General features: G+C 63.2%; 9 protein-coding genes. 4 read left to right on the plus strand and 5 right to left on the minus strand.

Features of this window, described 5'->3' with window-relative positions:
• Positions 1 to 199: 199 nt before the first annotated feature.
• Positions 200 to 2,107 (plus strand): hypothetical protein, encoded by a 1,908-nt coding sequence (locus tag NW845_RS04030; RefSeq protein WP_414376966.1) that lies wholly within the window; start codon positions 200 to 202, stop codon positions 2,105 to 2,107.
• Here NW845_RS04030 and NW845_RS04035 read toward each other — a convergent pair whose 3' ends face one another.
• The 3 genes from NW845_RS04035 to NW845_RS04045 form a co-directional block, all read right to left on the minus strand.
• Positions 2,108 to 3,574, minus strand: coding sequence for a DASH family cryptochrome (locus NW845_RS04035; protein ID WP_414376968.1), 1,467 nt, complete (start codon positions 3,572 to 3,574; stop codon positions 2,108 to 2,110).
• A 362-nt stretch (positions 3,575 to 3,936) separates the two neighbouring features.
• The gene (locus NW845_RS04040) at positions 3,937 to 4,251 is read right to left on the minus strand and encodes an HU family DNA-binding protein (RefSeq protein WP_414371732.1); all 315 of its coding nucleotides are present in this window, start codon (positions 4,249 to 4,251) and stop codon (positions 3,937 to 3,939) included.
• 239 nt (positions 4,252 to 4,490) lie between these two features.
• Positions 4,491 to 4,718 carry a cytochrome b6f subunit family protein gene (locus NW845_RS04045; protein ID WP_414364736.1) on the minus strand — a complete coding sequence of 76 codons (228 nt, stop codon included), beginning with the start codon at positions 4,716 to 4,718 and terminating at the stop codon, positions 4,491 to 4,493.
• 143 nt (positions 4,719 to 4,861) lie between these two features.
• Between NW845_RS04045 and NW845_RS04050 the strand changes: the two genes are divergently transcribed.
• On the plus strand, positions 4,862 to 5,305 hold the full coding sequence (locus tag NW845_RS04050) for an ATP-binding protein (RefSeq protein WP_414376969.1): 444 nt from the start codon (positions 4,862 to 4,864) through the stop codon (positions 5,303 to 5,305).
• On the opposite strand, the gene NW845_RS04055 is transcribed toward NW845_RS04050, so the two are convergent.
• Positions 5,302 to 7,020 carry a DUF3352 domain-containing protein gene (locus NW845_RS04055; RefSeq protein ID WP_414376971.1) on the minus strand — a complete coding sequence of 573 codons (1,719 nt, stop codon included), beginning with the start codon at positions 7,018 to 7,020 and terminating at the stop codon, positions 5,302 to 5,304. The genes NW845_RS04050 and NW845_RS04055 overlap by 4 nt on opposite strands.
• Before the next feature lie 165 nt (positions 7,021 to 7,185).
• Here NW845_RS04055 and pheT point away from each other — a divergent pair, with 165 nt between their 5' ends.
• Positions 7,186 to 9,663, plus strand: coding sequence for a phenylalanine--tRNA ligase subunit beta (gene pheT, locus NW845_RS04060; RefSeq protein ID WP_414376973.1), 2,478 nt, complete (start codon positions 7,186 to 7,188; stop codon positions 9,661 to 9,663).
• 106 nt (positions 9,664 to 9,769) lie between these two features.
• A complete protein-coding gene (gene argB, locus NW845_RS04065; RefSeq protein WP_414376975.1) occupies positions 9,770 to 10,672 on the plus strand; it encodes an acetylglutamate kinase in 903 nt (300 codons plus the stop codon).
• Here the strand turns inward: argB and NW845_RS04070 are convergent.
• Positions 10,669 to 10,800 carry a hypothetical protein gene (locus tag NW845_RS04070; RefSeq protein ID WP_414364742.1) on the minus strand — a complete coding sequence of 44 codons (132 nt, stop codon included), beginning with the start codon at positions 10,798 to 10,800 and terminating at the stop codon, positions 10,669 to 10,671. The genes argB and NW845_RS04070 overlap by 4 nt on opposite strands.
• Between the last annotated feature and the right edge of the window lie 361 nt (positions 10,801 to 11,161).

Genomic DNA, 11,161 nt, shown 5'->3' on the forward strand with positions numbered 1-11,161 from the left:
GAGGAGTGTAACTCACCTGTGGGTGAGGGCAGTTGGTTATGAATAGAAATGCAGTTCAGGGCCTGAGGCATTGGCTGGGCTGGCTCCTGCAGCAGGGAAGGTGTTGGGCAGTTTTCGCCGGCTCGTACGCTGAGGAAGACAGGCATGGAGGTTTGGGTTCCCGCCATTTCCCAGTTTGGGGGAGAGGATAAGCTGCATCATGCCACGACGGGTTTCCCCTGCACCGCTATCCTTGCCGGCGCTGAGTGCCCTGGTGCTGGCCCTTTCGGCCTGCGGCGAGCTTTCTTCTTCTAATTTGTCTCCCAGCGTCGTTCCCCCTTCTGCCCTGCAACCGCTTTCCACTCCAACTCCCCTCGCCCCCTCCGCCTTTGCCCTCACGCTCGAACAGGCCCGCCAAGCGGGTCTGGCGCTGCCCAGCAACCGCATCGTTTTGCTGCTCCAGGAACAGGGATCCGATCTGGTGGCCCAGCTGCCAGCCTCCGAGGTGGAGCGCTGGCTGGCCCGCACCGCCACCTGGCCGGGGGTGGAAGGGATCGACCTCAGCATTACCCTAGGCAGCTATCGCCAAACCGCCACCGCACCCCTGCGCTCAGGGCAGCCGGCCACCTTCACCTTTACCAACCCGCCCGCGGGCGAAGCGGAGCTGAGCGCCGTCGCCTACCGGGGATCCACCACCTTGGCCCAAGGGAAGGGATCCCTGACCCTTTCTGACCGCTCTGGAGCTTCTGGCGGGACCAATCGCCGCCTGGCCATGCTGGTCCTCGCCGAGGTAGAGGTGCCGCTGCTGCATACGGGGTCGGGGGTGCCGGCGCCCGGCCAGCCCCTGCTGCTGTTAGGAGAAAACCTGGAGCGGGTGGAAACGGTTTTGTTTGCTTCAGCCGTCAATCCTGAGCGCAGCTTGAGAGGGGAGATCCGCTCCCGCAGCAGCGACCGCCTGACGGTGATGCCGCCGGCCTCCCTTTCCGGAACCGTTTGGGTGGCCGTTGCCGATGCGGCGGGGCAAGGGTTGGGAACCTTGGTTTACGAGTGGCCAGCCCCTACCCCCTCACCCACCCCTACTGCGGCGGCAGCCTCAGCCTGGCAGGTGGAGACCTTGCTGAATGGCCGCACTGCCTCGGCAGTCCTTCCTAGAAACAGCGTCTCTGATAGCGGCGGCGAGGCCGAGATCCCTCTCAAACAGATTGGCGGCATTGCTGTTGATCCAGAAGGGTTCTTTTACTTGGCCGACCCGGCCCAGCACCGGATTTTTCGCCTTTCTCCCGAAGGGGAACTGGAGGTTTGGGCCGGCAGCGGCAAGGCCGGCTATCGGGATGGAGCGGCTAATCAGGCCCAGTTCGACTCCCCCCAAGGGCTGCTCTGGGATCCCAAAGGGGGAGTGTGGGTGGCCGACAGCGGCAACCACTGCCTACGCCACATCAGCCCTCAGCGGCAGGTAACCACCTTTGCCGGCACTTGTGTAGCCGGCTACCGTGATGGGGAGCGCGACCAGGCGCAGTTTCGCGAGCCCTTTGGCCTGGCCTTGGGTCTAGAGGGCAGCCTTTATGTGGCCGACCGTGCCGACCGCCGCATCCGCCGCATCACCCCCGCCGGCGAGGTGACCACAGTGGCTGGCACCGGACAGCCGGGATCCGCTGATGGTCCGGCAGAGCAGGCCCAGCTCCTGCAGCCCACGGCCCTGGCGGTGGACAGGGAAGGGAATCTCTGGATCGCTGACCGGCATCGCCTGCGCCGGCTCTCTGCCGACGGAGAACTGACCACCCTCTCCAGCCCAGAAGCGGGCTACCGCGATGGCCCCTTGGCGCAAGCCCGTTTTCAAACCCTTGCAGGGCTGGCCTTCGATGGGTCGGGGAGCCTCTGGCTGGCCGACCGAGATAACCAGCGCATTCGGCGGCTGCAGCCCAATGGACAAGTCTCCACCTTGGCCGGAGGGGAGGAGCCAGGCTGGCAGGATGGCCCCGCCTCCTCGGCCCGCTTCCAGCAGCCCGGCCATCTGCTCATTTTGCCGGATGGCAGCGTGGTAGTGGCAGATAGCGGTTTACCCGGCTTGCGCCGTCTTAGCCGCCTCCTCCCCCCGCCCGCTACTCCCGTTTCCAGGGGATCCCCCTAGCTAGCGGCGCCGGTGGCGGGCCAAGGCCGCTTCGTAAGCCCGCCGATTGGCCTGCAGGGACTTTTCCAGATCCACCAGAGGGCGGGGATAGTCTACCCCTAGCCGCACGCCAAACTGCTTTTGCTCAGCGGCGCTGAGGCGATAGGGCTCGTGGATCTTCTCCCCCGGGATCCCGGCCAGTTCCGGCAGCCAGTGGCGTAAGTAGTGGCCTTGGGGATCGTAGTCGCGGGACTGCTTGGGAATGTGGAAGTAGCGCAAGCCGCGGGCGTCGTTGCCCACACCGGCGGTGTAGTTCCAGTTGCCATAGTTGCTGGCCACGTCATAGTCGATGAGCAGCGACTCAAACCATTCCGCCCCCAGGCGCCAGTCAATCCCCAGGTTTTTGGTTAGAAAGCTGGCCACATTCTGCCGCCCGCGGTTGGACATAAACCCCGTGGCCGCCAACTCCCGCATGTTGGCATCCACCAGGGGGTAGCCGGTCTCGCCGCGGCACCAGGCCTGAAAGCGATCCCAGTCCTGCTGCCAGGGGATGGGGATCCCCTGGATCCCGGAGGGGCGAAACAGCTTGGCCCCGTGCTTGGCCAAGATGAAGCGAAAGTAATCCCGCCACAGCAGCTCGAACACCAACCAGTAGGTGGATTCGTTGCGCACCCGCTCCTGCTCGTAGCGCTTGACTTCGGCATACACGGTGCGGGGGGAGAGGCAGCCTAACGCCAACCAGCCAGAAAGGCGCGAGCTGTCGTTGGGATCCAGCATGCCGTTGCGGGTTTCTTTGTAGACGCGCAACCGGTCCAGCTCCCAGATATAGGTCTGCAAACGCGCCTGGGCGGCGCTGCTGCCACCCGTGTAGACAAAGCGGGCGCGGGGATCCGGCGGAGGCAAGCTCAGCCCCAGCTCAGCCAGGGTGGGCAGAGGGCCGGGATCCAGCCCCGGCGGCAACGGCGGGAGAGAAGGGATGGGCAAGGGATCGCGGACGCTGGCCTTGGCTTCCACCTGCTGGCGAAAGCGGGTGAACACCTCTGGCAAGTCTGCCAGGGCAAAAGGGAGATCGGCGGGGTGGTAGAGGGTGTGGCCCCAGTCCAGGTGCAGCGGGATCCCCAAGTTCTGAAGCGCTTCCTGGAGGGCAGTGGCTACCGCCTCCTCCTCCGTGCCCACTTCTGCATGGGCATAGACAGCCTTCACCCCCCACTCCCGCGCCAGGGCCGGGATCACCTGCTCCGGCTGGCCCTGGCGGATGACGAGGTCGGAGCCGCGGACTCGGAGCTGCTGCCGCAGATCCGCCAGGCTTTCCAGCAGGAACTGGGCGCGGAAAGGGCCGGTTTTGGCGAAGCCAAAGGCCGTTTGGCCAAAGTGGCGGGGATCCAGGCAGTAGAGGGGAATGAGGAAGGAGCCCTGTTGGCATGCCCGTGTTAGCGGCTGGTGATCCAGCAGGCGCAAATCGGTGCGAAACCAGAGCAGGACGGCCATTCTGCAAGTATCCTAGGGGGGTGACGCTCTCCCCAGCCCTAAAGGGCGGGGATTCTTCCTCGCTCATCGCAAGCTACGCAAGCACGCCGGTGGGGCTGCCACCCCACGCCTGTGGAAGACGCCATAATCCCAACTCCTGGGCCTAGGCCCAGATACTGGCGCCGAATGCAAAAGGCCCGCAGTAAAGTTCAGCAGGGCCAGCGTATCCAGTTGCGGAGTTGGTTTTCGATGGACGGTTTGATAGCAGCAAGTTGCGCGCCTCCTGCGAGGCCATCCTGATACTACTCCAGGCTACATACTGCCGAGATTAGGCGGCTTATCCCCAGGACTAAAGACCGGGGCTTGCGCCGCCGTATTCGTGGTCAAACCGAGCCCAGCCGCTGCTCCCCCCTGGGTCGCCCCAGTTCTGGGCTGGGAACGAAATGGGGCACCTGAGCAGGCGGGATGTGGATGGGGGCTTTGGTGCGCGGGTGATAGGTTTGCCGAGCGGGGCGGTAGCGCAACGAGAAAGTTCCGAAGCGCGCCAGCCGCACCGATCCCCCCTCGGCCAAGCAGCGGCTGATGCTCTCCAGCATCGCCTCCAGGGCGGCAGCAGCCATCTCCACCGTCAGGCCATCCACCTGGGCAGCCATCTGGCGGGCCAGCAAACGACGATTCAAATGGGGAGGAGAAGCCACGACCACTTATCCAGACAACGGCAACAGGACACCAGCGACCCTGGGCTTGATGCTCACAACCTGTGTAGCGAGAACCCCCTCCAAAAGGGAACGGCGTCACCCGGGCCGGCTACCTAAAGCGGAAATGCAGGCTTGAGGAGTTTGGAGCCGGGGCAACTCCTCTGGCGGAAACTTACACGCAGAGGGGATCCGACACTGCAACTGCCCCTGATCCCCTGTCTAGCCGGTATCCAGACTGCTCAACTCGGCTCATCCTTGGCGTGGCCGGAATCGACCGCTTCCAGCTCGCTCTCGAAAAACCAGTGCCGGGATCGATCGGGAAATTCCAGAATATAGCCAATGCCACTGCCATCGACCACCCGCCGTGCCAGCACTACGGCCTCCTTGCCTACCAGCGCGCTCACCTCTTCTTGGCCGCGATCCCGAATAGAGCGCACCTTAACCTTATCCCCAACTTTGATCACCATAGCTGATCAGGGTAACTGCGAAGAGCTTCTCCACTCAAGATGGTACGTCAAAAAGGATCCCTGCCGGGATCTGGCCCGACCGGGCTGAGGCCGACGGGGATTGGCTAGAATGGGGGGAGAGCGTTGCGCCCCCAACTGCCCCTGTGATTGCCCTCTCCCTCAAGCCCGCCAACTGCTCCTGGAGCGTTATCAGCTTTCCCTCCACCCTCTACACCCAGCCGGTTCTGGATTTGTTGATCGCAAAAGTTCCCCCCCCCTGGAGAGCGGAGGTGCGTTTGGGCCTGCAGGAGGCGATCATCAACGCCGTTCGCCACGGCAACGGCCTGGATCCCAACAAGAGGGTGATTGTCGAATACGCCAGCTCCGAGTCGTTTTATCAGTGGCTGGTGCGGGATCAGGGCTCCGGCTTTCATCCCCAGGAGGAGCTAAACCGCTGCCGCTGCGGCATCCTGGAAACGGAAGAGTCGGGGCGGGGAATGCTCCTGCTCACCCAAATTTTCGACTTTGTGCAGTGGAACGAGACGGGCAACCAGCTCTACCTGGGCAAGTACATTCACCCCGGCTGCCGGGATCCCTGGATCGTCTAATACCACTGCCAAAACAGCTTGCCCCTCTGGAGAAGCCAGCGCCCCCGATCCGGATAGGGAGCCTCGGACAGCGTCAGGGCAGTGGTGGCGAAGGCCAGGCGCGTGGACGACCAGCGGGATCCCTGCAGTTGGGGCAGCCAAGTTTCCGGTAGAACTCCCAGGGATCCGTACCCATAGCCCAGGTTGCGGTGGGGCAGGGGGGCCACCAGGCGGCGCCAGGCGCGGTCGGCGCTCAAGGGGGGATCCGCCAGGGCCGCTTCCAAAGCCGCCAAAGAAGAAGCCAGGTAGGCATAGCCTTCCCGGTCAGTGTGGTACACCTGGGCCAAGAGGGGCGATGCTCCCGGGATCGCGGGCAGGGCTTGGGGAAGAGCCTCTGCCGCCTGCAGCTGGGGAGAGCCTCCCCCGCCGCTGACCTGCAGCAGCTTAGCGGCCAAGAGGGGGATGTCTTCTCGCGGCGTGGAGTGGCTTGGCTGGGGTTGCGGCTGGGCCACTGGCTTGCTCCAGGCGGTGGTGGTGCCACGCTTAGTTGCAATCGATACCACCTGCCAGCCCTGGGCGATTGCCCGCTCATCCAGCGTTGGCGCATCTGGCATCTCGCCAACCCACAGCCAGGCCAGTTCTCCATCCGTGGGCAAAAAGGCAAGGGCGAACTCTCCCCTTTCCGGCAACACGTGCTGCCAGTCCAGCTCCACCTGCGATTGCAACTGCTGCAGCCATTGGCCGGGATCCAGCCGCAGCCCGAAGAGGCTCAGGGGCTGCATCTGCCCCAGGCTCTGCCAAAGGGCAGCCCAGTTCTTTCCGGAAATTAGCGCTAGCGTCTCATCAGGCAGATGCCGAATAACCTGCGGACGAAAAGTTTCTCCAGTCGGCAAAGCAAAGTCAGCAGGCGTATGCCAAAGGACGGCAGTTTCGGCCACCAACCCCCGGAAGTTTACCCCCAGCCCCAGCCCCACTGCCTGCAACGCCAGGGCGTCGGGAGAGGGGGATTCTGGATTTTGCCAGAAAGCCCAACCCACATGCGCCTCCCGTAACGGCTGGATCACCTGCCGAAACCGTGGCTCGGTCACCAACGACAATTGCGGCAACTGCCAGGCATCGATGGCGGCGCGAATGGCAGCAGCCTGTTCTGCCAGCAGCACATAGCGCTTGCCGAAAAGGGCTGCCGCGAACCCCTGCAACTCCGGAAGTGGGCTGGACACCACCTGAATGCCCTTGTAGGTATCCACCTGCACCGGCAAGCCGGCCAAGCTCTGCCGCTCCCACAATAGGTTCAGCTCGAATTGGGCAAGCGCCGCGTCGCGAGTTTCCAAGGCAACCAAGGTGCCCCACTCCGGCAAGCTGGCCAAGAGGGTACTCTTCCCCAGCCAAGGCTGCACCTCTTGCTCAAAGTCCAGGGATCCCCCCGCCAACACGGCTCCCAGCCAGCCCGGGCCTGCGCCAGAGAAGAACTTCCGCCACTGCTGGCGGGTGGCGCGTCGTTGGGAAGCGGGGGTTGCCGCTTGCCAGAATGCCTGCAAATCCTCGAGAGGGGCGGCCAGCAGCAGCAGCGCCTGGGTGGAACGGGGGGCTAGGCCTACAATCGGCGGCAGCGGCGGACGAGACAGCAACAAAGCCAGAGGGCTTTGGGTGAGCAGCCAGGTGATAGCCCACACCATCATGGCAGCTAGAAGGCCCAGACCGATCAGGATCCTGCGCAAGAGTTGCCGTTGTCCCATACCCACATCCACAGCCTGAAATACGCGCTGTCTCGCCTCGGTGCCAGCACCTCAGCATGGCGTAACCATCTTACCTGCGAGGGGAAGTTTGCGCGCCTTGCTTACCTTTGGCCCGGAGTCGGAGTGAGCGATAATGGGTGCGGCGTTTGCAGCGATGGCTCAGCGATGCGCATTTCCTTGAAGTGGCTGCGGGAATTGGTGGACTTTGAGCTTTCCCCGGAAGAATTGGCAGAAGCCCTCACCCTGGTGGGGTTTGAGGTGGAGGAGATTGAAGATCGCCGCAGTTGGGCTGAAGGGGTGGTGCTGGGCAAGATCCTAGCCGCCGAGCCCCATCCCAATGCTGACAAGCTGCGCGTTTGCCAGGTGGACTTGGGCTCCGAGCAACCGGCCACCATCGTCTGCGGAGCGGCCAACGCCCGCGCTGGCCTCCTCGTGCCTGTGGCCACGCCGGGCACTCATCTGCCCGCTGTGAACCTGACCATCGCCAAAGCAGAGAAGCGGGGAGTGATCTCGGAAGGCATGATCTGCTCTTTGGCTGAGCTGGGGCTGGAGAGGGTTTCGGAAGGGATCCACGAATTTCCGCCTGATTTGGATCTCAACCTGTACCCGCTGGGGTCTGACGCCCGCCCGCTGCTGGGCCTGGATGATGTGGTGTTGGATCTCACCTCCACCGCCAACCGCGCCGATGCTCTGAGCATGGTGGGGATTGCCCGCGAGGTGGCCGCCCTCACCCGCAACCCGCTGCGCCTGCCACCAGTTCAGCCCCTACAGGCCAAGCCCATCCCCAATTTCAAATTGCGCATTGCCGACGCCAAGGCCTGCCCCGCCTACAGTGGCGTGTTGATTGAGGGAGTGAAGGTCGGCCCTTCTCCCGACTGGCTAAAGCATCGCCTGGCCGCCGCTGGCATGCGCTCCATCAACAATGTTGTGGATGTTACCAACTTGATCTTGCTGGAATGGGGCCAGCCCCTGCACGCCTTCGACTGGGATCGCCTGCTCCAAATCATGGGCAGGAAGAAGCCCACCATTGAGGTGCGCTTTGCCCAGGCGGGAGAAACCCTAAAAACCCTGGACGGCCAAACCCGCACCTTGCACCCTGAAAGCCATCTCATCGTGGCCGGCGGCCAGCCGGTAGCCCTAGCAGGTGTGATGGGGGGAGAAGAGACAGAAGTGAGCTCGGCCACCACTAGCATTTTTTTGGAGGCAGCCCTCTTTGACCCAGTGGTGACGCGCCGCTCGGCCCGCTCGCAGGGGCTGCGCACAGAAGCCTCGGCCCGCTACGAGCGGGGGGTTAATTTTGCTACCCTCGACCTGGCGCGGGATCGGGCGGTGCAGTTGATTTTGGGGCTGGCGGGAGGATCGGTGGTTGGCCTCACTACCTTTGACCAACGTCCGCCCTTAGAACGTACCCTGAAGCTGCGGCTGTCGCGCCTCATCGACGTGTTGGGGGAAGAGGTGCGGCCAGAGGAGGTGGAGGAAATCTTGTCGGCTCTAGGCTTTCAGCTTTCCCGCTGTCAGAAAGTTGCCCCGGAGGCTCCCTCCCTCCCTGCTACGGAGACAGCGAGCGTGGCCTGCTGCGTTTGGCAGGTAACTGTTCCCCCCTACCGCCTGCGGGATGTCGAACGGGAGATCGACCTGATTGAGGAATTTGCCCGTCTCTACGGCTACGACCGCTTCTCGGAAACCCTGCCCACGGAGCCGCAGGTGGGATCCCTCTCTGCACGGGAAACATTGACCCGGCAAATTCGCGAGGTGATGCGGGGCATCGGTCTGACGGAGGTGTACCACATCTCCCTCTGTCCGGCGGAGGAGGACAGCTCCCTGGTCAAAATCGCCAATCCGCTTTCCCCCGAGTACTCCGCTGTGCGCAAGGCGCTGTTGCCGGGCTTGGTGGAGGCTTTTCGCTTCAACTGGGATCAGGGCAACGGCCCCCTACAGGCTTTTGAAATTGGCCACGTCTTTGCCTATGCCCCTCCCTCCAGTCCTGAGCCCTATCAGGAGGCGGAGCACCTGGGCGGCATCCTGGGCGGGGATCCCAACCCCAACGACTGGCGGCACCACAACCGACCCATGGACTGGTTCGAGGCCAAGGGGCTCTTGGTCTCGGCGCTGGAGCGGCTGGGATTTGCCCCCGAGTTTCGCCCGGATCCCCCTGAGGCGCAGTCGCGGCTGTTGCACCCCGGTCGGCAGGCCGGTATTTGGATCGAGGGATCCCGCACCGGCATCTTCGGGCAGTTGCACCCCCGCCTTTGCCAGGAGAAGGACTTGCCGGATGAGGTCTATGGGTTTGAGCTGGAGTTGGATCCCTTGCTGGCCAGCCTGGAGAGGCGGGGCCTGGCACAATTTTCTCCCTTCTCGCCTTTTCCGGCCTCGGATCGGGATATCGCCTTCTTTGCGCCGCTGGAGCTGTCAGTGGCAGAAATTGAGAAGGTGATCCGCCAGGCGGCGGGCCCCCTGCTGCAGTCGGTGCAGCTTTTCGACGAGTACCGCGGCCAAAGTGTGCCGCCGGGCCAGCGCAGCCTCGCCTTCCGCCTGGTCTATCGCGCTCCGGATCGCACCCTCACCGATGCGGAGGTGGAAGCCGCGCAAAACCAAGTAAGAGCCCAGTTGGAGAAACACTTTCCGGTTACCTTGCGCAGCTAGCAGCCTGTCAGTTTCTAGTACGATCTTCTGGAAGTTTTTGTCTTACACGGGATCCCTAGCCGTGCAGACCAACGCCTCTCTTTCAGGAACAACCAGCCCTCAGGCTGTGGCCTGCGATCCCCTGACGCGGGCGCAGATTCTCATCGAGGCTCTGCCCTACATTCAGCAGTACCAAGGCCGCGTCATGGTCATCAAATATGGCGGCGCCGCCATGGTGCAGCAGGAGCGCCGAGCTGAGGTGCTGCGGGATATTGTTTTTCTTGCCTGTGTCGGCATTCGGCCGGTGCTGGTGCATGGAGGAGGGCCGGAGATCAACAGTTGGCTGCAGAAGTTGGACATCCCCTTCAAGTTTGTCGATGGCCTGCGAGTAACCGATGCTGCCACCATGGAGGTGGTGGAGATGGTGCTGGTGGGCAAGGTTAACAAACAGATCGTGCAGCTCATCAGCCTGGCCGGCGGCTCGGCAGTAGGGCTGTGCGGGCGGGACGGCAATTTAATTCGAGCCCGCTCCCAGGGCCGGGCGGAAATTGGCTTTGTGGGAGAAGTCAGCACCATCAACCCCCAGTTGGTGCAAACTCTGTTGGAGGGCGGCCAGATCCCGGTGATCTCCAGCGTGGCCGCCGACGAGACGGGCCAAGCCTACAACATCAATGCTGATACGGTAGCCGGGGAGCTAGCAGCCTCTCTGGGGGCCGAAAAGTTAATCCTTCTCACCGACACCCCTGGCATTCTCAGAGATCCTGAGGATCCCAGCTCCCTGATTCCACTCCTGGATATCGAGACGGCCCGCCAGTTAATCCAGAGCGGCGTGGTCAGGGGCGGCATGATCCCCAAGGTGCAGTGCTGCATTCGCGCCCTGGCTCAAGGGGTTCGGGCTGCCCACATCCTAGACGGGGGATCCCCTCATTCCCTGCTCTTGGAACTGCTAACCGATGCCGGCGTGGGCACTAAGCTTGTCCCCTCTCAATTTTCCGCCCAGTTGGAGAGGCTCAACAGCGGGGCTGGCTAGGCCTCTTTGATAAAGCGGCGGATCTCCCCCACCTGGCCAAGAAATTGGCTATCCACGCTCAGTTGCGCCACGGCTTGGCGGGTCTCTTGTCGGATTTGGCTGGGCTCTAGCTCGTTGCTGGCGCGCACCTGTTCCGGTTGGGTTTTATCGAGAGCCCAAAAGCCCGAAACAGGCCAAACAGGAGGCCACCGCTGATCAGCAGCAGCCCCGCCACCCAAATCGGGAAAAAGATTTTCGCGTAGGAAACTGAGTAGGACGTTGAGTAGGTAGACATCGCCGGTTTTTCTTCATTAAGCTGCCTACAGCCTGCCCTAGCCAAGCGGCCAGAATGCCCTGAAACAGCCAGTTTTCCATCTGTCCCCCAGCAACAAGCAGCGCAGACCCCACCCCCCCCCGCCCGAGGGGGGGGGGGGCGGGGGGGGGGGGGCCCCCCCACCCCCTCACGGAATGGTCGCACGGGTACGGGACATGCCCAATGAGAAAGCTGGG

Source organism: Synechococcus sp. H60.2, from assembly GCF_047462315.1.
In the GTDB taxonomy this organism is placed as follows: domain Bacteria; phylum Cyanobacteriota; class Cyanobacteriia; order Thermostichales; family Thermostichaceae; genus Thermostichus.

Coding starts and splice junctions, on each gene's coding strand:
- NW845_RS04035 (WP_414376968.1), bottom strand. CDS start 3,574: ATGGCCGTCCTGCTCTGGTTTCGCACCGATTTGCGCCTGCTGGATCAC.
- NW845_RS04045 (WP_414364736.1), bottom strand. CDS start 4,718: ATGGTGATCAAAGTTGGGGATAAGGTTAAGGTGCGCTCTATTCGGGAT.
- NW845_RS04030 (WP_414376966.1), top strand. CDS start 200: ATGCCACGACGGGTTTCCCCTGCACCGCTATCCTTGCCGGCGCTGAGT.
- pheT (WP_414376973.1), top strand. CDS start 7,186: ATGCGCATTTCCTTGAAGTGGCTGCGGGAATTGGTGGACTTTGAGCTT.
- NW845_RS04055 (WP_414376971.1), bottom strand. CDS start 7,020: ATGGGACAACGGCAACTCTTGCGCAGGATCCTGATCGGTCTGGGCCTT.